Here is a 23,964-nt window from a genome sequence, read left to right on the forward strand (position 1 = left end):
ACTTTTATCAAGTCTTTATTATTAATTGTAAGATACTCCTCCTCAAACTTCTCCCAATTGACCAAAAGAAAGGCCGCCAGGGCATGCGCGAGAGAATTTTAAGGTTGTCTAGCCAAGAACTTTCTTCATCCAGAAAGCGAAAGATGCGCGGGATGGGGTGCACCCTAAATAGGCGTTTAAAGATCTCCAAAATGGGGCTCTGCTTTTTCTGAAAGAGGTTCAATAAGAGTTCATCGTAAATCCAGTATTGTCGACCGTGACCCGCTTGGGGAATGGGGCCTTGTTCTTTTAAGGCTTTGGCAATGGCCCAGGAGTGCTGGGCGATTTTCTTAAAGGCAAAGCCGGTTGACGCTTTTACCACTCCAGCCCTTACTCCGATAGGGATATAGCGCTTGTTTAAAGAATGCAGTTTTTCCTTCTGGTTTAAGCTTAGGGTCATGGGGATTTTATTAATCTCCTTTTCTTCAATTTCGAAATCAGAAATGCCCATTTTTTGGAGGTAGCGCTCAATTTCGGGCTGAGCTTCTGTTTCGCTTAAAATAGCTTCGCCAAAGCGGGTGAGCTCAATTAGGGCTTCCGTTTCGGAGGTGGGGAGGAAATACATAAACTGCAAACCTTCACTTTGCTGCACCTCAAAATCCATCAGTCGGCAAACTTCCGTTTCGAATTGCGCTTGGGGGGCTTTAATACGATAGCCGACAAAGCTTTGCCAAATCAGGTCGGGGTCGTTTAAGGTCGGAGGCCGACTATCGAAAACCAAATGGGCATAAGCGCTTTGGTCCTTATCCAATTTCAGCTCAAAAGGCCTTTGATTGCTGAGCTTGCTGACTTTCCCATTATAGAAATCCAGATTAGGATACGACTGCAGCGCATCCTTAACAAAGCGGTAGAAATCCTTGCTCCGGATCTGCACATAGCGATAGGGGGCCATGTTTTGCCGTTGAGGAAAGGCAGAGTCTAATTGCGACCAGGATTTAGAAACCGAGGAACCAAACATCTGCCAGGCGGCATCTTGCTCATCGGTCCAAAAGCACCAGGTACGGTCATTGGAATTTTTAGGATCGGGCTCAATTAATAGCACTGAATACTGATCCAAAATGCCTTGCAAATGCATAGCATATAAGAGACTCAGGCCGGAGGCGCCGCCACCAATCAGGGCGATGTCGTATTCTTCTTTCAATCGAGATAGCTTACTTTTTGGATAAAATCCTCTGCTGCCTTAAAGATGCGCTTTTTTCGCGCTTCCTCCATGCGATCCAGGGTGCCGAGCATCATGCTCATACGATGATTATGGGCAAAGGTTTGCCGATGTTGATCGATAAAGCGCCAATAGAGGCCATCCATGGTATCGCACCAAGGCCCTTTGGCATAATGACTCATCTTCCGCAAATAATTACTGCCGGCGATATAGGGTTTGGTAGCAAAGGAACCGCCATCTGCAAACTGACTCATCCCAAAAACATTGGCCGCCATTACCCAATCGGCACTATCGATATACATCTCCATAAACCAGCGATACACTTCCTGTGGATCAATTTCACAGAGCAACATAGTATTGCCAATAATCATCAGCCTTTCGATATGGTGATTGTAAGCTTCCTCCTGGCATTTCCGCAAGACATCATCCAATGGTGGTATACCGGTATTCGCTTCATACCATAAGGGGCTTAGCTTGCGCTGCAGGCCAAAATGATTTTTCTCGAAATCGAAATTGCGATACATCCCGCGCACAAATTCGCGCCAACCGATTAATTGCCGCACAAAACCTTCTACCGAAGGCAAATGAGAGTCCTGCTTTTGATAATGCTTTAACACCGCAGCCAAAACTTCTTCTGGCAGCAAGAGGCCGCAATTCAGATAAGGACTCAAAGTAGAGTGGTAGAGGAATTTTTGCTGGGCTTCGAAGGCATCTTCATAGGGACCAAAGAGCGCCAGTTTTTCTTGGAGAAATTGATCCAGCACTGCCAGGGCTTCTTCACGGGTGGTGGCCCAGGCAAAGTCTTGCACCTTTCCGGGATGTTCGCTGAAATGTTCCGCCACCAGGCTTTTTACTTCTTTTAAAATATTGGATTCGGCGAAAGCCAGGCGTGGCGGTGTGTGGGCCTTCGAGGGGAGTTTCTTACGATTATCAGCATCATAGCTCCATTGTCCGCCTATGGGCTGATTATCCGCGTCCAAAAGGATCTTTAAAGCCAGTCGTTGTCTTTGATAATAGGTCTTAAGAAAAGGCTTTTTATGCTCTTGCAGATAAGCCTTAAAGTCGGAAAGAGGAAATAGAAATTTAGGGGAAGGCACAAATTCCAATTCCCGATTGTAGCTATGGGCCCATTGCTTTAATTCTTCCTCAAAAAAGCGATCATCTACCTCATAGCAGCGGATGGAATCAAATTCGGGATGATCGTTCAGGAATTGCTCCAGTCGGGCAGTAAAGCTTTGTAGATGAATCTGATTTTGATCATCGACCAATTTTAAATAGTGTACTTCGTGTTGGGCTTGCAATAAATGCGCATGATGACGCATCGCCGTAAGGAAGAAAAGCAATTTATGCTTGTGATAGCGAAAGTGGGTGCAGAGGCCATAATCCTCAATAAAGAGGAGGCTTTGCGGACTTTCATTTCCTAATAATGCCGAATGATCAGGAAAAAGGCAATCGCCCAAAATAAGGTGCAGGCTTTTCTTCATAGGCATTAAACTTCCAGGGCGCCTCGAATGTTGAGAGCCTATGAAAAAAAGTGAGCTTCCGGAGAAAATTTGTCCGGTATGTGAAAGGCCTTTTAGCTGGCGAAAGAAATGGGAACGAAACTGGGAGGAGGTGCGCTATTGTTCGGATGCCTGCCGAAAACGAAAAAAAGCCGGACGGTCAAATTAAGGGGAAGAAAGTATTGGGGAAGTTTGACAGCGTCCGACTTTTCTAACAGAAACTGGGGCAAAGGAAATAAAGCTTTTCGGGCTTTAAATTCAAGATTTCATTCCCTAAATATGGATTCAAGCAAATGCCTGCCTGCTCTGAGTAGCATGGCATAGGAAAAGCAGAAAATTCACGTATATGAAAGGATAATAGGGGGAGAGTGTGAAAAATTGCAATACCACCCGATCGGAATGGTAAATTCCCGTAAAAAAATCGGCTTTTCGCCCTTCAAAAATTAAAACTAATTAAATCCGCGCTGAAACCACTGCTGTAGGTCCCGAAGATTTTCATGATTTATGCCGTGACCGGAAATATATTCCTGATAACGGTGCTTGATTTGAAGCTTTTCCAGAAATTCTACCGTCATGCGGGCCGCGCTAATCGGTATCACATCATCTTCCCGTCCGTGGGAAACAAAGAAATCCAAATGCTGTATATCGGCCGGGCGATACTGCTCCGGTACAATTTCCTTTAAAACATAGCCACTGAGGGCCATAATGCGTTGGAATTTTTTAGGATGATTGAGGGCAAGGCCATAGCTTAAAATCGCTCCTTGACTAAAGCCTAGTAGCCAAAGGGGATTGCTTTCTAATCCTTCTTGGGCTTGAAACTCTTCAATAAAGTGGAGTACTAAATCACGGCTTTGGGCCGCGGCATCCGTATTATAGGTTTTTATGCCACCTGCCCCAAAATGTATAGGATACCAGGCAAAGCCCCCAAAACCCAAATTGATGGGGGCACGTAAGCTTAGATAATGAGCTGTAGAACCCAAAGCCAGTCTAAGGTCAAATAGATCATTTTCATGACTGCCATAACCGTGCATAATCACTACCAGGGGGGCAGATTCGGGATTGGATTTGGCTTTCTCGAAATTGTATACCAGACTAAGATCTTGCATTAGTGCAGCTTTAAGGTGCCGATACTGAGTTCATCCGGCGCACCATTTTGAATGTGAATCCAATGTTCCAGAGCGTGAACATTGCTGGAAAAGGCAATCTCCTTCCAGGGAATTTGATCGGCGGGAAAGAACTGAATTTCGGTGCTTTCCGGCGTTAGTTCATAATAATCCTTCAACATTTGAGCCCGGAAGAAAAGATAAACCTGCTGGGCTTTCAGAAGGTTGTAGATGCTGTGCAGTTTGATAAGCTCCACTTCAGCGCGGGTTTCTTCAAACACTTCGCGTAAAGCACCACTATCTACCGCTTCATCATTTTCTAAAAATCCAGCAGGTAAATTCCAAAGACCTAATTGGGGCTCAATGCCGCGACGGCAAAGCATTACCTCATTTTTATCATTGAGAATAAGGCAGCCCACAATGGTTCGTGGGTTCTCATAGTGGATAGTTCCGCAGTTTTCGCAGACTATTCTTTTTACTTGATCGTCGGCGGGGATTTTCCGCTTTAAATGATCGCTACCACAATGAGAACAATAATTCAATATTCTAAAATTGCCATCTTAAACTTAGGGCCAAATCGAGATCAAAATCATCGAAGGCATCGTTCAGCAAATTTACAGCAGGATTTACATCTAAGGCAATTTGCAAGGGAAGATCTGCCACATTTAGAAAACTATATTCCAAACCAAAGATCCCTTCCACCACCAGAACGGTTTTGCCATCATCCTCTAAGGGAACATTGTCGTAGTCCACAAATCCTAAACCACCACCAGCACCATAAAACCACTGGAAGTCGGGGCTTAGAGCATTAAGAGGTTTTACCCACTGATAATTGGCGGTAATCAAAATTGCATCTACCGCTCGGTTGTCTTTCAGGCCTAAGTCGACCTGTAAGCGATTCATGTTGCTCAATTTACGTTGATAGCTGACCTCAGTTCCAAAGCCATTACTTCCGCCCAAGCGCAGGCCCAGGGCATTGGGGCTGATTTGCTGGGCATAGCCGGTGAAACCAATGGTGAGAAGGAGTAGAGTTGACAAGTGCTTTAACATGTGCTAAATTTTGGTGAATAATTCATCCACAGCCGAGTGCGTATTTACATTAGCGCCTAAAACATGAAGAATATTGTATATACCAAAATAGGTGCGGTTTAAGTAAATGGCATCTTTGGGGCCACGGGCCGCTTTGGCCTTACGCACCATTTTATCATTTTGATAAATCTCACTCAAGGCATATACCTTTTCAAAGTATGTTTTATCAGCAAAGTCGAAACTCGCACTGTAAAAGGGCTGTCCTAATAAAGACAGAATTTCAGCATAAATGTTCGCGAAATGGGAAACTTCTTCCGGACTATCCGATGGCAGCAAGAAATTGAGCTCAAAAAGTAATTCTGTAAACCTTTCCTTTTCGGCTCCAATACCAGGTTGCATGATTTGGAAATAGTGATCATGAAAATCCGCGGGCAATTCCTTCACACAGCCGAAATCAATCACGCCAATGCTGCCATCTTCATTAAAGAGGAAGTTCCCCGGATGAGGATCGGCGTGAACCTCGCGTAATTGATGAATTTGGAAATCGTAAAAATCCCAAATGAGTTGCCCTAATTGATTTCGAAGTTCCTGACTGGGATTATTTTTGAGGAATTGATCCAGATGTAAACCGGGCATCCAATCCATGCTCAAAATGCGCTCCGAAGAAAATTCAGGGTAGTAATGGGGAAATTTTAGTCCTTCTAAGTGCTGACAGGCCTTAGCAATCTTTGTGGCCCTTTCCAATTCCAAATGGTAATCGGTTTCTTCCATCAGGCGGCCTTCTACTTCGGAGAGGTAATGGGCCATTTCCTGTTGACTGATATTGAACATGGCGCCCACCACCGGCTTCACCATTTTAAGATCGGAGGAAATGCTTTGGGCCACGCCGGGATACTGCACTTTTACCGCTAAATCCAAATCGCCCTTTTTGGCGCGGTGCACCTGACCAATGCTAGCAGCGGCCACACTTTGTCGTGAGAATTCATCAAAGATCTCATTGGGGCCTTTGCCAAAATACTGTTGGAAGGTTTTCACCACCAAGGGATAGGAGAGCGGTGGGGCCGAATATTGGGCCTGAGCAAATTTTTGGGAATAGGCCTGGGGTAAAATTCCCTGGTCCATGCTGAGCATCTGCGCCACTTTTAAAGCGGAGCCTTTCAAATTACTCAGGGCATCGTATATGTCGCTGGCATTTTTTTCCTGGAGGGCGGCTTCATCGCTTTCGCCTGAAACCAATTTCTTACTGTAATGCTTCAAATAATTGGCCCCCAGCTTGGCTCCGGTTTTTAGGAATTTGCCGGTCCTTTGACTGCGACTGCTGTAAATCTTATCCTGTTCTTTCATCGGTTCTGGAAGATGAATTTGCCAAAGTCGAAGGCGGAGTCCAGGGCATTTTTCTCGATCAGGTCGAAGGAGAGGTTTACGGATTTTTCGATCGCCTCATCACTGCTTTCAAAGGAAGGGGAGCGATCCTTGCGCCAGAAATCGAGCAGGAAAAGGAATTGCAACCAGAAGAGGTCATCGTAAACATCATTAAGCTTGGAGCGACTGGCAATCTCATGTTTTTGCTGTCCTTCAGAGATTAGGTCTTTGGCCCATTCCTTAAAGGCATTTTTGATTTCCTTTAATTCGGTGATGCCCCGCGGATTGGCAATATGCACCTCCTTTAAAATGAGCAGGGCATAGGAGCGGTGGGATTTTAGGGCTTCGAAGAAACTGAAATAGAAGCTTAGCAATTTTTCGCGAACGCTAAAGCTGTTCCATTCTTCACTTTGTTCTAATTTGCCTTTGTTTTCCTCAAAAAGGGAAAGCCAAAAATGAGCAGCGATTTGATCAAAGTCGCTGAAATAGCGATAAAAGTCGGCTTCGGAGATTTCCAGTTCCTTGCAAAAGGCATAAACGCTGGCCGGGTTTTGGCCATGCAGCAGGAGGTACTCTTTGTACTGATCAATCAAGCGATGCTTGAGATCATTTTGAGATTCGGTTTTACTTTCTGTAGTCATAAATAATCAAGTTTGAATGCTAAACGATGGCATTAAAATTCTGTTCTCAGCAGAAGCCTAAAGTTTTCTTAGAATTAATCCATTAAGGCGAAAAAGGTTCAGGCTATTCTTTTAACCAATGCTGGCGATAGAGTGCTTCCGGATCATAGCGCTTGGCTTGGGATGCCAGATTGAAATAACGGTCTTGGCGCGGATCATTGCCAATTCCAGCCACATAGGTCCAATTTCCATAATTGCTACATACATCGTAATCAATCAATTGCGACTCGAACCAGGAGGCCCCTAAATACCAGGGCAGTTTGAGGTCGTGCACCAGATAAGAAGCCACATTTTGCCGACCGCGATTGCTCATAAAACCAGTGTTGAGCAATTCCCGCATATTGGCATCTACAAAGTCCTGCCCGCATTGTCCCAGGCGCCAGGATTCGAAAAGAGCATTGTTTTCTATAAGAGGATTACGCTTGATCTTAAAAAAGCGATCACCTTCCTTGGCCGCGGTAAAGCGGAAGAAGTCACGCCAAAGCAATTCGAAATAGAGCCAATAGGTCGATTGATTTTGGACCCTTTCCTTTTCATAGCGCTTGATTTCACCATAAATCTCTCGAGGCGAAATACTGCCAGTGGCTAACCAGGGCGAAAATTTAGAACTGTAATTAGGGCCTAGTAAGCCATTGCGAGTTTCTTTATAGGATTGAAGATGGTTTCCTTCCCAGAAATAAGTGTGGAGTCTTTGCCAGGCGGCCTTACTACCTCCCTTAAATTGGAGTACGGCTCGGGGATCTGGTTTTAAAACAGTGGATAGAAATTCATCCAGCGGAATTAAGGAGCAGGGCTTTAGGTCTGGGGGGCAAAGGATTTGGGCTGGGGCCGGAAGGATCGAAATCTCTGTAGCGTACTTTTCGATCTTTTTTCGAAACTCCGTGAAGACCTTGGGAAGGGCCTCTATTTCGAAGGGTAAATCTTCCGACTTATAGAGGGAGTATTGTTCAAATCGCATCAGGCGAAAGCCAAAAGATTCCAATGCTGCTTGGGCTTCTATTTCTTCGGAGCTGTACTCCTGAGCGCAGTAAATGGCCTCAAAAGGAAAATCGGCCTGCAGTTTTTGCAAGGCTTTTAAGGTAGGGCCATAATGGATTTGTAAGGGGGCAGATTTAGCTTCCAGAGCGGATTGCAGATCGGCCACCGACTCCCAAATAAAGCGCTTGCGTAGGTCACCGATTTTGGGAAAGCCCCAGGGGAATTGATCTTGAAAAGCTTCATCAAAGCAATAGAAGGGAATGATTTCATCCGCATCCATACAGGCCTGATGCAGGGCGGGATTATCGCTTAATCGCAGATCATTCTTGAACCAAACTACTATTCTTCGCATGGCCAAATAACTCGGGATTTAGCAAAAGGTTGAAGGCCTAAAGAATTAAATTGGGAGGGACAACCTTGGGCCTTTCTTAGGTGTCAATTACTAAAGTCCCTGCCATGAAAGCCATCATCTGCAAGCGTTATGGAGCTCCTGAAAATCTGCATTTTAAGGAATTGCCCCAGCCCAATCCTAAGCCTGGTGAAATATTGATTCGCATTAAAGCCGGATCGGTGCATATTGGCGATACCCGAGTGCGCAGAGCCGATCCCTTTTTAGTGCGCTTGGTATTTGGATTGTTCAAGCCCAAGAAGAATTTGGTTTTGGGAATTGAAGTCAGTGGAATTATTGAAGCCCTAGGTGCAGAAGTCCGCAATTTTAAGCTGGGCGATGAAGTTTTCGCCTTAACTGGCTTTGGCATGGGCGGCTATGCGGAATACATCACCTTGCCGGCCATTCCCAAAGGAAACCCCGAGTGGAAAGGCTTGGTGAATTTAAAGCCTGGTAACTTGAGTTTTGAGGAAGCCGCGGTAATGCCAGCCGCCTGTTTAACGGTGATTCAGAATTTCCGCAAAGCTAAAGTGGTGGCTGGGCAGAGCATATTGATCAATGGCGCTTCGGGCAGTTTGGGCACTTATGCTATTCAAATTGCCAAGCATTTGGGTTTATCCGTAACTGCGGTTTGCAGTGCAGGCAATAAGGATTTGGTAATGGGCTTGGGCGCTGATGCACATATCGACTATCAAAGTCAGAATTTCCTGGAAACCGAACAGCGATTTGATGTGGTTTACGATGCCGTTTTTAAATCCAGTCGAAAGAAATGTCGAGCGATATTAAAGCCACAGGGAGTCTACCTCAATAATTATGGCCTACCGCGCACTCAGATTGAAGATTTGGAACAAGTAAGAGCCTGGGCAGAAGCCGGGGAAGTAAAGCCAGTAATGGATCGAAGCTATGATTGGTCAGAGGTGATAGAGGGGCATCGCTATGTAGATCAGGGACATAAAAAGGGCAATGTTTCGCTGATCATTGCGGAATAAGCTTCGCTACCTTTTAGAAAATCTTGCGAATTTTCATCGTGCTAAATCACTGGAATAAACTGTGTTGAAGGCCGGTTTATCAGGACAGATGTGCCTTTTAAATCTCCTGTACTCGCTACATTGGCTTAAGTAAAGGACCAATATGTCTATTCAAAAACCGAATGCTCCAAGGGCTCATTGGCCTTTGATGAGCATTTTTTTATGGCTCTTATTCAGTGGCTGTGCTAGCAAGGAAGCAAAAATTCAAGCGAGCCTAGATGCCTATACTGAGCAAGGTACATGCAATGGCTATCTCTATATCAGTCAGGCTACTGAGCTTTTGTATGATAGTGCTTTTCAAAAGGGTTCACAGAATTTTGCGAGGCTATCCAAAGACGATCGTTTGGCCTTGGCTTCGCTTTCTAAACTGTTTACCGAAGTGGCCATACTCCGCATGGTGGATGCTCAATTAATTGAATTGGATGCTAAGGTGATGGATTACCGTCCGGGTTTTAAGGCCGCCAAAGCCGGACAAATCACGATTCGCCAATTATTGGAAATGCTGTCCGGATTGGCCCGTGAATTAAATGCTGAACACCAGTTTCAAGCTTTGCCCTTAGATACTAATGGCTTTTTAGGTCCTTATTTAGATGGTCTGGAAAGCCTGCCCATGCAAGCGGAACCGGGAACTAAAGAAGAATACAGCAATTTGGCCTATTGGCTTTTAGGGACCGTATTGGAAGCGGTGGGCCAGGCTAATTTGGATCAGGTTTTAGAGCAATGGATTTTCGAAGATTTAGCAATGCATTCCAGCGGTTGGCGAGAAGGTAGAAGCAATATCACGAATGGCTATGTTTTTAAGCGGGAGCAATGGTCAGAGGATCCGCAGGATTACAGCTGTCGCTATGCTTCGGGAGGCTTTTATTCATCGGTAGCCGATCTGGTCAAATTGGCTAAGGCTCTACATGGCAATCATTTCTTAAGCGCTGAAAGCAAAGCATTTTTACAAAAGCAGGATGCCTTAAGCATTTACGGTTCCTTACCCTCGAGCTCGCATCTTATAATGCTGGATTGGCAAGCCGAGCTTACTATAATCATGCTTCAGAATTTGGCTTTGGAGGATTTAAATCGAATCCCTCAGTTTGTAACCGAATGCAGGAATGCTTTGGATTTGGCTTCCGCCGAAAGGCCTAAAAGGAAGGTAGTTCTCAATAGCATGGAAAGTCTAGCGGATACGGTGCCTTTGGAGTCGGCGATGAAGGAATGGCTAAATGCAATAATGGATGGGAATCCCAGGCAGATATTTCAAATTCTGGCTAAGCATTCTGAAGCAGGGAGTTTTAATCCAGATGATCCTACCTGGCAGGCTTTGGCAGATTTAAATAGAGACTATCCGGATTTGAAAGCTCTGGGCTATCGCTGGATGAAAGGGGAGGAGCCCGGTGGCTTGGAGCTTTGGTTGCAAATGAATGATCATTCGAAAATGGCTCTTCTGTGGATTCCTTCCGAAACAAATCCGAATAGAATTGGGAACCTCTTTATCCGTCCTGATGACATGGAATGGATGGGCGAAAAGTATTGAGATGAAGAACAGCTATCCATTGATCATTGGTTTTTTAGTCCTTAGTGTTGGATTTCTAAATGCGCATCCCACGGGAAACCTCTGTGTATTTCAGGATCAGGCTTATTGGTCTTATATCGAGCCAGTAGATGATCAGGAGCATCATGCCTGCATTTGGCGCATGGATAGTACGGGCAAAAAGAGCTTGTTTAGACAATCTAAATATGCGGCCAGTGATTTCATGCTTCAGAATGCCGATACGGCCTTGTACATTCTGGAACGGCGTTATCTATCGGCTCAAGACATCTTTGAATTACGGCTTTTTAAATATAATGGGCTGGGCCCGGCCAAGCTTTTATGGGATTGGTTTCGCGATCCTCTTCGAGTAGGCGAAGCGGGCTTTAAAATGCTCTCGGATCAGGAGCTAATCTTTGTGCGCTATCCTTCGCTTTATCGCCTGAAAAAGCAGGGTGAGCCTCAATTGGATCCCTCCATTAGCGATACCCTGCATAAAATGCGCGCGGTTGGTCCCAATCAAATCTTATTTGGCGGTGATTTCTGCGCCTGGCTGCGAAACGATGAGGGTCGGCTTTTACAAGATTGGCCTTTAATTGGCGATCCTAATGCCGATGCCACCAAAGCCCCCATGGGACGCAATAGTATTTTCGGGATGGACTATCATAAGGGCCATCTACTAGTTGCCTACTGGGGCAAGCGCCAGTTTTTAATCTACGATCCTAAGGGCAAATCGCGAATCTTACTTCAACATAAAGATCCCTATACCCCGCATTGGGTATGCTTTTGGGATAAGAAGGCCTTGCTTTTCGCCTCGGCATTGTATTGGGATGGGAGGACACCGGAGCCGAGCTTGGTGCTTAGGAGTTGGTAGTTCTTTTGAGACTATAGTAGATAGACGGTAGACGGTAGATTTGATTGGAGTCAAGGAAGCGTGATTGGTCTTGCAAATTAGGGTGCCGTGGGTTTAACCGCAAAGTCGCGAAGAAGCAAAGGTTCGCGAAGTATCTACTTAGACCTCTGTGCCTCTAGCAAAGCGAGCGGTGAAACAATTCCGATAGGCCGTAAGATGGAATTGAATTACAAATTCAATCCATTGGCGGTGAATCAAACCGCAAAGAAGCAAAGGGGCAAAGGTTCGCAAAGGGACTCTGTGAAACTCTGCGTCCTCTGTGCCTCTAGCGAAGCGGGCGGTGAAGCAACTCAAAAACTTTTCTTGACGGCTCTCTGCCCATATAAGCTAAACACCTCCAAGGCATCCTCCTTTTTAAAAGAAATCATCACCCCGGTTTTTGGATGAATAAGTTGCAATCCATTTGACTGCACCGGACAGAGTTCATAGCGATCGCCATTGGGGAAAACCAGCACAATCTGCTTTTGCTTCGAATCAAATTCGAGACTAAGATCAATTTGATCGTTCCATTTGTAATCACCCGTCAAAGCTTGGAGGCTATCCTCACTAATTTCTCCACGTCTTACCGCGGTTTGCTTGAAATGTGGCCAATCATAAACCGCAGAGGCGGATAAGAGCAGTTCATTGCCTAAGTCGGCACCATTATCAGAATTGATCAAATAAACCAAGCCATTGCCGCTGGTCAAGTTGATCGTCATGCCGCTACGATAACCCACATTACCACCATAATGCGTAAGAGAAATAGCATCTCCTGCGCGCTGGATAATAAAACCATAAACATGTCCTTCTCTTTGCTGATCCAGCATCGCTTCGATTTCCGCTTGCGTAAAAAGCGCACTCTTGCCATGATAGGCCTTATAGATTTCGATTAGGAAAAGGGCCATGTCTTGTGAGGTGCTCCAAAGTCCGGCCGCAGCTTGCTGAGGATAGTTATTCCATCCGCCATTTATCATTTCGCCATTAGGGTCATGGCCTTTAGCCACACGTGGAGCCAGTGAATCGGGCAGGGGCTGATCAAATAGGGAATGCTTCATTTGTATAGGCTTTAGAATCCACTGGTCCATGATCTCGGAAAACTCTGTTTGAAAAATATCTTGCAAAGCCAGCTCCGCCAGGGTATAGCCGCCTCCGGAATAGCTCAGGGTGAAATTTGGTGGTAAAGCAACCTCAATGGCGGGACTGTTAACCCCTGGACTTCCCTTTAGAATATCAAGGTCGGAGGGAAGGGCAGAGTCTTGATTATAGCCTAAATAACCCCCGCGGCTAATGCCTGAAGTATGGGAAAAGAGATTGCGAAAGGTCACTGGATTTTCTGCGCTTTGTTCTCCTTCCGGCAATTGAAAGTCCTGTAAATAGGATTCAATATCTCGGTCCATATCAATAGCCCCGGCCGCTTCCATGCGCAGGGCCGCCATAAAAGTTACCGGTTTGGATAAAGATGCCGCCTGAAATATTGTTGAGCAATCCAAATCACCCTGAGTAACAAAGGCTGGATTTTGATAAAACTCGCTCCAGCTGATTTCACCATGCTCGATAACACTCAGCGATAGAGCCGGAATAGTATACTCACTTAATTTACTTGGGATAGACTGCAACTCCTCTTCTTCATCCAGAAATTTTACTTGCTCGCGAATGCCATTTTCAAGTTCGGATTTTTTAACGGTGGCTTCTTCTTGACTGAAGCAAATGGATTGAACCGGGCTAGCCTTGTGATCATCCCCTTGTTCTTTGTTGAAATTACAAGATGACAAGGAGAATAATAGTAGACTGGGAAGTAATAGGTTTTTCAAGTTTCTGGATTTGAATGGGGAAGCTAGCACATTGCTGCCAGCTAGGAAAATTAACCGCAAAGAAGCAAAGTGGCTAAGGTTCGCAAAGGTTTCTGCCTGCCTGCCGGTAGGCGGGTAGCGTAGTGGGGACCGAATTACAAATTCGATCCAATGGTGGTCAAGCATTCAATAACCAGTTAACAAATAAAAAACTCTTATCTGCTAAAAATCTCTGCCCCGGCAGATCCAAATATTGCAAAATGCCTTTCATTTGGCGAGAAGCCATAAGTTAATGTGCTGTATTCAAGTCTTTCCAATCTAATAAGCTGGAAGTTTTTCCAATATTCACTGAATTGATCTGCTGATTTCGGATGTCTCAAACCTATTATCTGTTCACCTAAACTGGGATGAAAACTATCCAGATTCCAATAGTCTGAGCTTAAGTGATTTCCATTGCCACCTCGGAGGCCAAAAACTTTAATGGTTTGATTCAATTCGTCTATACGGTACTCCAGATTGTCTTTGGAGAATTTGTAGCGGTTTTGTTCGTTTTCATCCCAGTTCTGAATTTCTTTTTCTCCAGTTTCAGGATTGGAAATGGAGTAAGCATCTGAGGATAAAAGAAATATCTTATTATCATGTGTCCAACCACCAGCAATGATTCCAGCTGCGCCAATTACTATTCGATTTCCCCAAGGATTAGGTGGTTCCCCAAGGTGTTGGAATAATTGAGTCTTTGATTTTCTAAACATCCTTATAAATTGAAGCGATTATTCTTGAACTGATTTTAGTTGGAACTAGCCTCGCTTTGATTAGCCAAAATTAAATTTCGGGTAGTTTGGTTAACCTGATCAATCCCTTTTAAAAAATCAAGACTTACTAAACTTAAGGGGCCAAAACTTAGTACTACTATATCAAAAGAGTCATTCGGATTAATTTGTGGAACTCCGCCATCCACTAAATTGGTCAATGGATTAGCTAAAAAAATTGCTCTTCCAGATAGGAAGTGCTTTTGAGCCACTTGATTTGCTCTTTCAAAAATCGAATTAAAAAAGGTTGAATCCTGAATGCCAGTTTCTAAAAAACCTAGTATCAGGAAGCTGCAACAATGTTCTTCAAAAAGGGAATTAGTGTCGATGTAGCTAATTTCACTTAAAGAATCAAAAGTCATTTCTAAATACTGCCTATTCAAAGTGTCAGAATAATCAGGCAGAACTTGAGAAGACAGGTTTAGCGATACAATAGCCAGGAATAAGGTTAAAGCATTAGTAAGCACTATGGTTTTGGCTTTGGTCAAGATTTGTAATTCTTTAGAGTAGGGCAATTTAAGATAGAATCGAATTACAAATTCGATCCAATGGTGGTGAAGAAAAGTAATTGGTAGTTTGTCGTTAGTAGTTCGTGGTTTTATAGACAAGTGATATTGGTTATATCTTCAAGCTTGATTTGCGGATGGCTTGGCCACCATGTTTCTCAATAGACCTCCCTGCCTGCCGTTAGGCAGGTGTGACCCTCTGTGCACCTCCGCGTCCTTTGTGCCTTGAGCGAAGCGGGCGGTGAAGCAAGCAAACAAGCAAAAAAACTCCCCACCCAATCATCAGACCGGGCAGGGAGCCTAGCTTTAAAAGAATCCAAGCTTTAGATTGATACCATACTCCCAGGAAGAGAGGTCTTCTTGTTTAAAGTCCCGATCATTCTCAGCCCAAATTAATTGATAGCCACCGTAGAAGCCAATCTGAGCATGGGGACTGATATTGAAATCCCAGTTCAAGCGGGGACTAAAGACATAAATGGTGCTTTTGGCCACCTTGTTATCCAAGGCATCTTTAAGGCTCACTCCACCCACCGCGAAGGGTAAACGCAATCCGGGGATATAGAGATGCTCCTTGTTTTGAACGCTCTCAATAAAGAGACCACCATAGCCCATGTTTAAGTCCAGTTCTTGGTCGAGGCCATAGGCTAAACCGCTTACCGACATGGAGTTTACGGCGCCCATCCCAAATCCGCCTAAGGCGAAATAGTCTTTATACTGCACCGCTCCCTGGCCACCGACCCAAAGCGCAAGCTGTTGCATGGGGCTGCTATTGGCTACCTGGATGCCGCCAAAAGAGGTCCAGTTGCGACTTTCACTGTTTTGTTGGGCTTTTAAAGCAGCTTGACTGATGAAGAGCAGTCCGAAAAGAATGAGGGTTTTTCTCATGATTTGTGATTTTAGTTGATGTTATAGTTTTCAGTTAAAAATTGAATGGCTCCCTCCAATACAAGGTCTTTGCCAGACTGGATATTTGAAGGATTATTTTTGATATTTATTTCCGGCTTGATGCCCAGCTTCTCAAAGCTACTACCATCGGGCTGGAGGATTTTTTGAATGCTGTACTCATAGCGCCAGCCATTGGCCAGGAAGCGGGCCGGACTCACCATCGATAAGGCACCGGCCGTACTATCTCCAATGTGATGTACCTGATCGTAGGAACGCAGGTACAGACTGAGGATCTCCGCCTCACTTACCGTTCCTCTATCCGTTAGGAATACAATAGGTTTGGCAAAATGAGGAGAGGAGGGAGCCGGACTATTATAATCTTCTGCAGCACTAAATTGATGGGCTCCGGGACCAGATTTTATGCGGCTACGGAATACCAGGTCCTGATGCCGACTGAAATGCGCAGCGAATACAGCCGCTAATCCATCGTAACCCCCAATACATTGTCTAAGATCAATAACCAAGGCTGATTTCGCATCTAAATCCAAAGCCTCCAAGGCATTGATTAAATACTGTTCATCCTCTTCCAATAAGGCCGCCACGTAGAGATAGGCGATTTTGGGACTCAGTTCTCCATAGAGCAACATATCCCCCGAAAGGCCTGCATTTTCTAAATAATCAGCAGCAATAAGCTCAAGGCTGAAGGCTTGCTGACTAGCAATAAAGCCCTCATCTCCTGATATGAATATTTCCTCCTCCGCATCGCGGTAAAGCTTTATATGTTCATCGTTCAAAGCATCTGCATAAGAACAGAGGGCCTGCCACAATTCGGCATCGGAGCTATTTGCTTTTAAGTTCTTATGCAAACGATAGTAGAGGGAGTCGGCCTGATGCTCATTTGCAAAGCCAGCATAATGGCTTTTCAAATCTTGATGGAAGGAATCATAGATGCTGAGGGCATCGCTATCGGCTTCTGCTAAATCGGATTGGCAGGCCAAGGCCAAAAAGAGGAGGCTAAACAGGCTTAGTATTCGAATCATTAGAAGGTGAAGTTTAGGGCGATTAATAAGGATTGACTAAAAAGGGCGAATTCGGGATTCTTAGTAAGATGAATGGCTTGCCATTGATGCTTTAAGCCCAATTCCAATCTGCGGTGCAGGGCATAGTAAATGGCCGTTTCGCCTTCCAATTTTTGATTATCCAGACCCGAAGCCCATTTGGAATTCGAAAAGAGCAATTGTTTTAGGCTTTCAGCATCCTCAGATCCAAAGGCATTAAAAGGAGGTCTTTTATAAGAGGAGATTAAGCTAAAGGCCAAATCGGTTTCAAGGCGCCATGCCGCTTTGCGATATACAAAGCTCGAGGAGAACGCTAAATTCTGCTCCTGGAAGAAGCTTAAAGCTGAGCTTAATTCATAGTCATCTTCCCATTGCAATACTTGTACATCCAAAGCATAGCGCGGACCCAAGCTAAGGTTCCAGTTCTCATCACTAAGCACAGACCATTGATAGGAGAGCTTAGCTTGAAGTTGCAACCAGGGACTTTCCAAAAATTCAAATTCGCCGGGTGTTAAGCCTCCGGTATGATAAGCTAAATCCATGCGAAAGCGATTGCCTTTGCGGGATTCCCAAAATCCGGAGATCGCTGTATTCAGGCTGTTCCCTTCATAGAGCAAGGGAGAGAAATCCGCATCCTTAATCTTCATGGAACTTAATCCGGTGCTTAGTTGAATGCGTCGATAGGATTCGGTTTCCTGAGCCAGGCTAGGGCTACTATTTAATACCATTAGCAAGCCTAGTACTTTGTAAATTCTATTTTTCATCAGCTGTAATGAGGTTTAGGGTTCCAATTAGGACTGATTTTTAAAGCGATATGTCCTGCCTTTTCACCGCTTTCCGCTTTGCGATGGGCCTTTTGCACTTCTTCCCAGAGAAAGACGGAATCGAGGAAAACCTGGATTTTGCCCGCGGCTACTAAATCAGCTAGCTTTTGCAGCTTAGCTTGACTGGCGCGGCTTTTCATTTTAGATACAGATCGAAATTGCCCTTTGGGATTTAGCACTCTTTGGGCATCCTTAGCCTTAATCTGCCCCCAGGCATCGATAATGAGATCATAGCATTGTGGACTTTCCCAAAAGTTTTCTTCGCGATAGTCGAGGCATTTTTGAGCCCCCAGTTTCTTTAACCAAGCATGATTGTTGCGCCGACTTACCACGGTGATTTCAGCACCCGCATTCTGGCATAATTGCAAGGCATAGTTTCCAACCGATCCGGCCGCTCCACAGATCAATACTTTTTGATCTTTGAGGGCTAAGTCTTCTATTAAGTGCAAAGCGGTTAAGGCACCATAAGGCAAACAGGCCGCTTCCAGATAATTGAGATTCTCGGGCATTTTCACAATCACCTCGTTTTCATTCAGACATTGGAACTGAGCATAGCCACCAAAACCGGCACCGCTGTAGGCCATCACTCGATCACCAGCCTTAAATGCTGTTACCTGAGGGCCAACCGAATGAACTTTTCCGGCGAACTCCAAACCTGGTACCGCCATACGTCGAGGCTTAATGATTCCATTTTTGAAGCGGCAAAGCAGGTTCTGACCCCTCCGTAAATGCAGGTCACTTTGATTTACACTACTTGCCATAATTTGGATACATAGCTGCTTGCCTCGGGCTTGCGGTCGGGCTTTTTCCTCGCGAAGCAGCACTTCCGGTCCACCGTATTTATGGGCTTTAATGATCTGCATCGTTTTCCTTACGAGCTTCGTTTACTTCTTCTTGAAAGAATTGATACAAACGCCGATGACCAAAGCGTGGCGCAGCATGGTGTAGGGCCATGGCAGAAAGGAAAAACTCATAAGGCCCGTAGAATTTGGCTGAGGTAAAGAGTTTTAAGCTGGCAATGATCAGCTTTCTTAAGCCATCGGGGAGATGCACAATTTTCAATTCCTTGTAATAGGCATCTAGGGCCAAGGCGGCAATTTCATTCTGACTCAATAAATCTGGTCCCCCCACATTTAGTTCCTCCGCTTTAGAAGAAAGGGAGTTCACTATAAACTCCGCTAAATCGGCTCCATGGATAGGATTGAGCTTACAATGTCCATCCCCAAAGAGGTAAACCTTACCCTTGGCGGCCATTTGCAGAAAATCTGCCATATCGGAGAAATAGCCGGTAGGTCGAATTACCTGAGAAGAAATGGATGATTGCTGGAGTTCTTTCACAAAAGCTTCCTTAGCCTCAATAATCTGAATGCCTTTAAGTAGGTGGGCATTAAAAACGGAGACATAAACGAACTTTTGCAAACCGGCCGCTTCCGCTTCTTTCAAGAGATTCACATTGGCTTGATAGTCTACATCCCAATAGCTTAGCCCATCTTTTTGACGGGTAATCCCCAAGCTGCTAATGATCATACTGGCGCCATCCATAACACCTTTCAGGCTTTCTGCCTGGGTGGCTTCCGCCTTGATGATTTGTTCCGCCTTGAGCTTAATCTTGAGCTTTTCAGGATTGCGAACCAGCGCTTTAAAAGGGATGCCCCTATCTTTTAGTTCATGAAGTATATGCTGTCCGAGGTATCCACTGGCCCCCGCTACAATAATGGGAGCCAGCTTTTTAGATGGAGTGGGTTCCATTTTCAGTTTATGTTTTAATTAATCTGGGGCAAAGGTCTCATTGCAGGAGGCGCGGGTCGTCCTGTATTATGATTCCATACTTATTGAGATTCCGAACTTTGGTCGAAAGACCGAACCTGATTTAGATTTCGGATTTAAGGCGGCGCTGTATGATAAAGAAGAGCCAGGTGCTGAGGCCGTAAATAATCAGGATCAGCAGCATTAATTGGGGATAATTCAGCATGCGATTATCCTCGCTTTGTACCAATATCCATCCGGCTAAAGCCGCCCCAAAGCCAGCCGCCACTCTTTGCAAGGCCGAATCTATACTCAGAAAAGAAGCACGATTTTCGGGCCGCGGTACCATCAGGCTTAAAGCCCCGGCACTTACCGTACGACCAGCCACCGAGCAAAATAGCAAGGAGTTGAGGATCAAGATCCAGTTAAGGCCTAGATCCGAAAGCAAACTTAAGGGGATGAGCACCAAGGCTCCTAAGAGGGTACTAAGGCTGAAAATCTTGCCCTGCCCGAAGCGATCCGCCCAAAAGCCAAATAGGGGCCCAAAGGCTAAACTGGACACTCCGGCCAAGCCAAAAACCAAGGCTAAATCCGCTTCTTCCAATCCTTGATTAAAGATGAAATAAGCAGATGAGAAACTCATGAAAGCTACATCTGCCGTAATGAGCAGGAAATTATTGGCGAGGCAGTATTGTTGTTTTTTAGCTTTGAAGGCAGCCAACCAATTTTGCCAGAAATGGCTATCTGGAGATTGCGTTACCTCACTGCGACGTATCAGGCTTAAAGCCAGGAAAAAGGCCAGAATAGCTACCAGAGCCAGGGCGGCATAAGCATACTGCCATTGAAACTCGGCCGCTAAATACAAAGCCAAGGGTAAGCCGGCTAATTGGCCAATCCCAAAGGGAATTTGAATGAGGCCCATGGCACGGCCTTTTTGCTTTTCCTCAAAATGCTCGCTGATAAGGGTAAAGCAGAGGGCGGCAATCATTCCCCCCGAAATACCGGTGGCCAAACGGGCTGCAATTAAGGTGTAATAGTCCGGGGCTAAAGCCGAACCAATCAAACCCACACAGAATAAAGCATAGGTAATAAGGAGCAGTTTTTTCCTTTCAATACGATCGGCAAATAGGGAGAGTGCAAAGGCGGAAATACCAGCTGCCAGCGAATTAAGACTAAGAATTAAGGCGAAAGCTTCGGTGCTAAGGGCCATGCTTTCCAAAACCATAGCACTTAAGGCCGGCATCAACATAAAATCGAGGGCCATGCCAAAGAGCAAGAAACCGAGGCTAAGGACTAATAAGCTTTGATAGCGACTAAAAGGCTTTTTCTCAGGACTGGGAGCGGTGCTGTTCATTTAATAGCGGGCCTTCTTTTGGAAGAGCATATACAGGGTAAAACTTACTTCGCCAAGGAATGTATAATCTGCTACCAAAAGTAATTTATCCTGAGCCAGGTAGGCGAGGCTGTCAATTAAATATCCCAAGGCCGAAAGCATTAATAGCAGACCAATAATGCGGGCCAATCCTCTTTTAAGGATCAAAGCTACCCCCGGAGGAATTAACCAAAGACCCCAGAATACGGTGGCCAGATATACTCCAAAGCGGTATTGATTTAGGTAGAAGCTTATTTGGCCAGCGACCTGAGGGCTAAAGCTTTGTTGTGACCAATAGCTGAGGGCATAGCTGTTGAGTTCATTGGCCAAAGAAATAAAGGCACCACAACTTAATAGGATGGCGGTGCTCAGGGCCAGGCTCTTCGAAAATTGCCCTAACCATAAATAGCTGAAAAGCGCTAGAAAGAGACTGGCGATATTCATAAAAACGGTAGCGATAATGCCTTGGCGGTGCAGTTGGCCTTGAGCCGCAATTTGCTGATAGCTGTGCTCGGCATTGCTATAATCGAAGAGGGTGTTGGGCACATAGCCCATCCCATAAAAGCCGAAGATGAAGAGGGCCAGAAAACTAATTCCGGCCCATCTTGCATAATGTCCTCTACTCTGCATATTAGAAGTAAATGCGGTACATTAAGTTAGGTAATAGTCCAAACTGAGTGGTATAGCCTACTTTACCCGCTTGATTGGCATCGTAGTATTCGCTCAATTTTCCTTTGTTATTGCTCAAGTTTTCGAGGTTTAAGAACAGCTCATGGCTGGTGCGTTTCAACTGCCATTTGTAGCTGGCAGAGATGGTAAGGGTATAGATGTCTTCCAAATCGGTTTCATAGGCCTTATCGTAATCCCAGTACTGACCCTGAGCCGGATTCACCGCTAAATTGCCATTCTCGTCTCGCAATAGTGGAATCACCTTTTTACCTCCGCCAATAAAGGCTTTGAAATTGATTCCTAAAGTTTGATTGTTTTTAGAGCCCAAGCCTGTCCATTCTTTTCCGGCCAGGAAGTTAACAATGTAATTGCCATTAAAGCGGGTATTTCTCTCGCGGCCGTCTAAGGTGGTGTATTTCGAATCGAATACCGAGGCATTGATTAAGAAATAGTAATTGTTAGCGAGGAAGCGCTGTAGGGTCATTTCCAGTCCGTAATTGCGCCCGGTACCTTTATTTACTAAGTCTACATATTGAATATTGAAGTCTTCATTAATGGTGCTGTAATAGCTATTCGCATCATTGGCCACTGGCAATTGGTAGAGGTGCTGATAATACACTTCGGTGCTCAATTTCAGATTGGAACTAAAGGCCCAATCATAGCCTAAAACAAAGTGGTGGGCTTTTAATAGGTCGAGATCAGTATTGCTTTGGGCATAACTGCCATCCGCCTGCTTTACCTTGGCGAAATAGTGATTTAATCGCTCCATGCTAGAGTGCATTCCATAACCAAAACGCAGGGTTCCTTTGGGATGATGTTGGTAGGAAGCAGAGAATCGAGGCTCTACGCTATACTTGTTATTGTAGAGGATATGATGGTGATGCAGCCCTGCTACCAAGCTAATCTCATCGCTTAAGCGGTATTTCATAGAAAGGTAGTTCCGGAGGGCACCTACTTGTTCTTGAATACCAATGGTGTTTTGCAAACTGCTGTCGCCGGGCATCATCATGGCCTGCTGGTAATCGAGATCAAAAAGGGTGTAACGACTGCCAATGCGATAGCTTAAACGGTTATTATGCTTACGCTGATAGCTGGTAGCTGCGGTATAAGTACGGTTTTGCATATCAGAGTCGAAGCTGGGAATCCCCACGCCATTGGAGTCGGCCTTTTGCCAGATATCATCTTCCAAACCATCAAGGCTAAAGCCGATACTGGATTTTAAGAAACTCTTATCATCAATCTTGATGCTGTGGTTAATTCCACTATTAAAGAGGAAACTTTGCTTATCGTAATCTTCGTACACATTGCCGCTCATTACATCATCACCAGGCGTTTCCCAGTCGGCTGGGGTTGCATTCTTTAAAGCAAATCCACTGTAGCCTCCTAATCCAAAGATGGAGAAACGGCCCGCTTTTTTGGTTGGCAATACTACTTTAAAGGCTGCATCCTGAAAGAACATATCGCCATTTACATCAATGGCACCCAGGTCATTGAGTAGGGTAGCGGTAGAATAGCGGTAATTTACCAGGAAGGATCCATCGTAACCTTTAGCTAGGGGACCTTCGAGGGTAAGGTCGGTGCCGATTAAGCCAATACCGAAAATGGCTTCCAGCTTTTCATTGTTCCCTTCGCGAATTTGCAAATCGTAAACCCCACTCAAGGCATTGCCATATTCGGGTGCAAAGGCACCGGTAGAGAAATCGGAAGTTGCCAGCAAATTACTATTGAGAGCACTGGTAGAACCACCCACTGCTCCTTGATCGGCAAAGTGATTGGGATTGCTTATCGGAAGCCCGTCTAATTTCCACTGCATGTATTTAGGGGCGTTTCCGCGGATGATGATTTCGTTACCACCACTCCCTGAATTGGAGACCCCGGCATAATTTGCGGTTACTAAAGCCGGATCATTAAAGCTGGCCGTAAAACGATTGAGCTCTTCCATGGAAATGGAGCGACCACTCACCTGAATCATGTCGTTTTGGGCACGGCCGCTCTTTATCTTTGCCTTAACTGTTACTTCTTCTAAGGTGGAAAGCGATTCTTGCAATTCAATTTTCAGGACCATCTCTCGGGCCGAATTCACTTCGATATTATTCAGAACCCGACTTTGGTAACCAATAAAGCTTACTTCAATTTGCAAACGACCTAAGGGAACCGCTTCAAATTTGAATTTACCATCAAAATCGGTGGAGGTTCCTAAAATGGGATCGGTCCCTAAAATAACCACATTGGCACCGGGCAGGGGCATTTGGCTTTCCTGATCGATAACGGTTCCGCGCAATACCTGGCTGAGGTTTTGGCTTTGGGCCTGAAATCCGAACAGGATCATACAAGCCATTAGAAGGATTGACTTTTTCATTTTTACGTTTTAGAGTTGATAGAGTTGAGGTTGAATAAGGAGGCTTATGCTTTCAGCCCCTGAAGGAGTTAGAGCACAAGTGTTTTCAAAGCGAAGGCTTAGCTCCGGCTGCTTAAATTCTGGACTTTCCGAAGCCCCAAGTTTTAGGCTAAGCAGTGATAAGCTGAATAGGAGAGTTGAACTTTTCATCTTTGCGTTTTAGCGGGAAAACCATTTTGATTTCCGGGGGCAAAGGTGAAAGTCCGGCCAAGGCCAATCGTCTTGAATTAT

At 45.1% G+C, this 23,964-nt stretch carries 24 protein-coding genes; 4 read left to right on the plus strand and 20 right to left on the minus strand.

What is annotated here, in order from left to right; all coding sequences use genetic code 11:
- Positions 1-7: 7 nt before the first annotated feature.
- Together ACO05P_RS02945 and ACO05P_RS02950 are read right to left on the minus strand one after the other, a co-directional pair.
- The gene (locus ACO05P_RS02945) at positions 8-1,180 is read right to left on the minus strand and encodes a lycopene cyclase family protein (RefSeq protein WP_421753295.1); all 1,173 of its coding nucleotides are present in this window, start codon (positions 1,178-1,180) and stop codon (positions 8-10) included.
- The gene (locus tag ACO05P_RS02950) at positions 1,177-2,682 is read right to left on the minus strand and encodes a cryptochrome/photolyase family protein (protein WP_421753296.1); all 1,506 of its coding nucleotides are present in this window, start codon (positions 2,680-2,682) and stop codon (positions 1,177-1,179) included. Before ACO05P_RS02950 ends, ACO05P_RS02945 begins: the two co-directional genes overlap by 4 nt.
- Before the next feature lie 40 nt (positions 2,683-2,722).
- On the opposite strand from ACO05P_RS02950, the gene ACO05P_RS02955 reads away from it, so the two are divergent.
- Positions 2,723-2,869: a DUF2256 domain-containing protein gene (locus ACO05P_RS02955; RefSeq protein ID WP_210758468.1), complete on the plus strand. Its 147-nt coding sequence runs from the start codon at positions 2,723-2,725 to the stop codon at positions 2,867-2,869.
- Positions 2,870-3,149: 280 nt separating this feature from the next.
- On the opposite strand, the gene ACO05P_RS02960 is transcribed toward ACO05P_RS02955, so the two are convergent.
- The 6 genes from ACO05P_RS02960 to ACO05P_RS02985 form a co-directional block, all read right to left on the minus strand.
- Positions 3,150-3,806 carry an alpha/beta hydrolase gene (locus tag ACO05P_RS02960; RefSeq protein WP_421753297.1) on the minus strand — a complete coding sequence of 219 codons (657 nt, stop codon included), beginning with the start codon at positions 3,804-3,806 and terminating at the stop codon, positions 3,150-3,152.
- The gene (locus tag ACO05P_RS02965; protein WP_421753298.1) at positions 3,806-4,345 is read right to left on the minus strand and encodes an NUDIX hydrolase; all 540 of its coding nucleotides are present in this window, start codon (positions 4,343-4,345) and stop codon (positions 3,806-3,808) included. The genes ACO05P_RS02960 and ACO05P_RS02965 overlap by 1 nt, the downstream gene beginning before the upstream one ends.
- 4 nt (positions 4,346-4,349) lie before the next feature.
- Positions 4,350-4,853 carry a hypothetical protein gene (locus tag ACO05P_RS02970; RefSeq protein WP_421753299.1) on the minus strand — a complete coding sequence of 168 codons (504 nt, stop codon included), beginning with the start codon at positions 4,851-4,853 and terminating at the stop codon, positions 4,350-4,352.
- 3 nt (positions 4,854-4,856) lie between these two features.
- Entirely contained in the window at positions 4,857-6,176 is a 1,320-nt protein-coding gene (locus ACO05P_RS02975; RefSeq protein ID WP_421753300.1) for an ABC1 kinase family protein, read from the minus strand.
- Complete coding sequence (locus ACO05P_RS02980; RefSeq protein ID WP_421753301.1) at positions 6,173-6,835, minus strand: TetR family transcriptional regulator C-terminal domain-containing protein; 663 nt, start codon at positions 6,833-6,835, stop codon at positions 6,173-6,175. The genes ACO05P_RS02975 and ACO05P_RS02980 overlap by 4 nt, the downstream gene beginning before the upstream one ends.
- A 103-nt stretch (positions 6,836-6,938) precedes the next feature.
- Positions 6,939-8,204: a DASH family cryptochrome gene (locus ACO05P_RS02985; RefSeq protein ID WP_421753302.1), complete on the minus strand. Its 1,266-nt coding sequence runs from the start codon at positions 8,202-8,204 to the stop codon at positions 6,939-6,941.
- A gap of 104 nt (positions 8,205-8,308) precedes the next feature.
- Here ACO05P_RS02985 and ACO05P_RS02990 point away from each other — a divergent pair, with 104 nt between their 5' ends.
- The 3 genes from ACO05P_RS02990 (at position 8,309) to ACO05P_RS03000 (ending at position 11,658) form a co-directional block, all read left to right on the plus strand.
- A complete protein-coding gene (locus ACO05P_RS02990) occupies positions 8,309-9,229 on the plus strand; it encodes an NAD(P)-dependent alcohol dehydrogenase (protein WP_421753303.1) in 921 nt (306 codons plus the stop codon).
- 187 nt (positions 9,230-9,416) lie between these two features.
- On the plus strand, positions 9,417-10,790 hold the full coding sequence (locus ACO05P_RS02995) for a serine hydrolase domain-containing protein (protein ID WP_421753304.1): 1,374 nt from the start codon (positions 9,417-9,419) through the stop codon (positions 10,788-10,790).
- A gap of 1 nt (position 10,791) precedes the next feature.
- Positions 10,792-11,658 carry a hypothetical protein gene (locus ACO05P_RS03000; protein ID WP_421753305.1) on the plus strand — a complete coding sequence of 289 codons (867 nt, stop codon included), beginning with the start codon at positions 10,792-10,794 and terminating at the stop codon, positions 11,656-11,658.
- Between the two features lie 329 nt (positions 11,659-11,987).
- On the opposite strand, the gene ACO05P_RS03005 is transcribed toward ACO05P_RS03000, so the two are convergent.
- From ACO05P_RS03005 to ACO05P_RS03060, 12 genes are all read right to left on the minus strand, one after another.
- Positions 11,988-13,487: a serine hydrolase domain-containing protein gene (locus tag ACO05P_RS03005; protein ID WP_421753306.1), complete on the minus strand. Its 1,500-nt coding sequence runs from the start codon at positions 13,485-13,487 to the stop codon at positions 11,988-11,990.
- Between the two features lie 194 nt (positions 13,488-13,681).
- Entirely contained in the window at positions 13,682-14,218 is a 537-nt protein-coding gene (locus ACO05P_RS03010; protein ID WP_421753307.1) for a hypothetical protein, read from the minus strand.
- 35 nt (positions 14,219-14,253) lie between these two features.
- On the minus strand, positions 14,254-14,763 hold the full coding sequence (locus ACO05P_RS03015) for a hypothetical protein (protein ID WP_421753308.1): 510 nt from the start codon (positions 14,761-14,763) through the stop codon (positions 14,254-14,256).
- A gap of 324 nt (positions 14,764-15,087) precedes the next feature.
- Complete coding sequence (locus ACO05P_RS03020) at positions 15,088-15,666, minus strand: hypothetical protein (protein ID WP_421753309.1); 579 nt, start codon at positions 15,664-15,666, stop codon at positions 15,088-15,090.
- An 11-nt stretch (positions 15,667-15,677) separates the two neighbouring features.
- On the minus strand, positions 15,678-16,706 hold the full coding sequence (locus ACO05P_RS03025; protein WP_421753310.1) for a S41 family peptidase: 1,029 nt from the start codon (positions 16,704-16,706) through the stop codon (positions 15,678-15,680).
- Positions 16,706-17,488 (minus strand): hypothetical protein, encoded by a 783-nt coding sequence (locus ACO05P_RS03030; protein ID WP_421753311.1) that lies wholly within the window; start codon positions 17,486-17,488, stop codon positions 16,706-16,708. Before ACO05P_RS03030 ends, ACO05P_RS03025 begins: the two co-directional genes overlap by 1 nt.
- Complete coding sequence (locus ACO05P_RS03035) at positions 17,488-18,411, minus strand: NAD(P)-dependent alcohol dehydrogenase (protein ID WP_421753312.1); 924 nt, start codon at positions 18,409-18,411, stop codon at positions 17,488-17,490. Before ACO05P_RS03035 ends, ACO05P_RS03030 begins: the two co-directional genes overlap by 1 nt.
- A complete protein-coding gene (locus tag ACO05P_RS03040; protein WP_421753313.1) occupies positions 18,398-19,297 on the minus strand; it encodes an SDR family oxidoreductase in 900 nt (299 codons plus the stop codon). The genes ACO05P_RS03035 and ACO05P_RS03040 overlap by 14 nt, the downstream gene beginning before the upstream one ends.
- Positions 19,298-19,418: 121 nt before the next feature.
- Entirely contained in the window at positions 19,419-20,648 is a 1,230-nt protein-coding gene (locus tag ACO05P_RS03045; protein ID WP_421753314.1) for an MFS transporter, read from the minus strand.
- Positions 20,649-21,296 carry a DUF4386 domain-containing protein gene (locus tag ACO05P_RS03050; RefSeq protein ID WP_421753315.1) on the minus strand — a complete coding sequence of 216 codons (648 nt, stop codon included), beginning with the start codon at positions 21,294-21,296 and terminating at the stop codon, positions 20,649-20,651.
- 1 nt (position 21,297) lies between these two features.
- Positions 21,298-23,694: a TonB-dependent receptor gene (locus ACO05P_RS03055; RefSeq protein ID WP_421753316.1), complete on the minus strand. Its 2,397-nt coding sequence runs from the start codon at positions 23,692-23,694 to the stop codon at positions 21,298-21,300.
- A gap of 9 nt (positions 23,695-23,703) precedes the next feature.
- Positions 23,704-23,883 carry a hypothetical protein gene (locus ACO05P_RS03060; RefSeq protein ID WP_421753317.1) on the minus strand — a complete coding sequence of 60 codons (180 nt, stop codon included), beginning with the start codon at positions 23,881-23,883 and terminating at the stop codon, positions 23,704-23,706.
- Positions 23,884-23,964: the final 81 nt, after the last annotated feature.

It is taken from the genome of Croceimicrobium sp., assembly GCF_965228705.1.
Classification (GTDB): domain Bacteria; phylum Bacteroidota; class Bacteroidia; order Flavobacteriales; family Schleiferiaceae; genus Croceimicrobium.

Excerpts from the sequence above, each read along its gene's own strand:
- ACO05P_RS02975 (WP_421753300.1), bottom strand. The coding sequence starts at position 6,176 with ATGAAAGAACAGGATAAGATTTACAGCAGTCGCAGTCAAAGGACCGGC.
- ACO05P_RS03050 (WP_421753315.1), bottom strand. The coding sequence starts at position 21,296 with ATGCAGAGTAGAGGACATTATGCAAGATGGGCCGGAATTAGTTTTCTG.
- ACO05P_RS03060 (WP_421753317.1), bottom strand. The coding sequence starts at position 23,883 with ATGAAAAGTTCAACTCTCCTATTCAGCTTATCACTGCTTAGCCTAAAA.
- ACO05P_RS02955 (WP_210758468.1), top strand. The coding sequence starts at position 2,723 with ATGAAAAAAAGTGAGCTTCCGGAGAAAATTTGTCCGGTATGTGAAAGG.
- ACO05P_RS03025 (WP_421753310.1), bottom strand. The coding sequence starts at position 16,706 with ATGATTCGAATACTAAGCCTGTTTAGCCTCCTCTTTTTGGCCTTGGCC.
- ACO05P_RS03010 (WP_421753307.1), bottom strand. The coding sequence starts at position 14,218 with ATGTTTAGAAAATCAAAGACTCAATTATTCCAACACCTTGGGGAACCA.
- ACO05P_RS02950 (WP_421753296.1), bottom strand. The coding sequence starts at position 2,682 with ATGAAGAAAAGCCTGCACCTTATTTTGGGCGATTGCCTTTTTCCTGAT.
- ACO05P_RS02960 (WP_421753297.1), bottom strand. The coding sequence starts at position 3,806 with ATGCAAGATCTTAGTCTGGTATACAATTTCGAGAAAGCCAAATCCAAT.
- ACO05P_RS02990 (WP_421753303.1), top strand. The coding sequence starts at position 8,309 with ATGAAAGCCATCATCTGCAAGCGTTATGGAGCTCCTGAAAATCTGCAT.
- ACO05P_RS02970 (WP_421753299.1), bottom strand. The coding sequence starts at position 4,853 with ATGTTAAAGCACTTGTCAACTCTACTCCTTCTCACCATTGGTTTCACC.
- ACO05P_RS03000 (WP_421753305.1), top strand. The coding sequence starts at position 10,792 with ATGAAGAACAGCTATCCATTGATCATTGGTTTTTTAGTCCTTAGTGTT.
- ACO05P_RS03035 (WP_421753312.1), bottom strand. The coding sequence starts at position 18,411 with ATGCAGATCATTAAAGCCCATAAATACGGTGGACCGGAAGTGCTGCTT.
- ACO05P_RS03045 (WP_421753314.1), bottom strand. The coding sequence starts at position 20,648 with ATGAACAGCACCGCTCCCAGTCCTGAGAAAAAGCCTTTTAGTCGCTAT.
- ACO05P_RS03055 (WP_421753316.1), bottom strand. The coding sequence starts at position 23,694 with ATGAAAAAGTCAATCCTTCTAATGGCTTGTATGATCCTGTTCGGATTT.
- ACO05P_RS02985 (WP_421753302.1), bottom strand. The coding sequence starts at position 8,204 with ATGCGAAGAATAGTAGTTTGGTTCAAGAATGATCTGCGATTAAGCGAT.
- ACO05P_RS03030 (WP_421753311.1), bottom strand. The coding sequence starts at position 17,488 with ATGAAAAATAGAATTTACAAAGTACTAGGCTTGCTAATGGTATTAAAT.
- ACO05P_RS03020 (WP_421753309.1), bottom strand. The coding sequence starts at position 15,666 with ATGAGAAAAACCCTCATTCTTTTCGGACTGCTCTTCATCAGTCAAGCT.
- ACO05P_RS02995 (WP_421753304.1), top strand. The coding sequence starts at position 9,417 with ATGAGCATTTTTTTATGGCTCTTATTCAGTGGCTGTGCTAGCAAGGAA.
- ACO05P_RS03040 (WP_421753313.1), bottom strand. The coding sequence starts at position 19,297 with ATGGAACCCACTCCATCTAAAAAGCTGGCTCCCATTATTGTAGCGGGG.
- ACO05P_RS02980 (WP_421753301.1), bottom strand. The coding sequence starts at position 6,835 with ATGACTACAGAAAGTAAAACCGAATCTCAAAATGATCTCAAGCATCGC.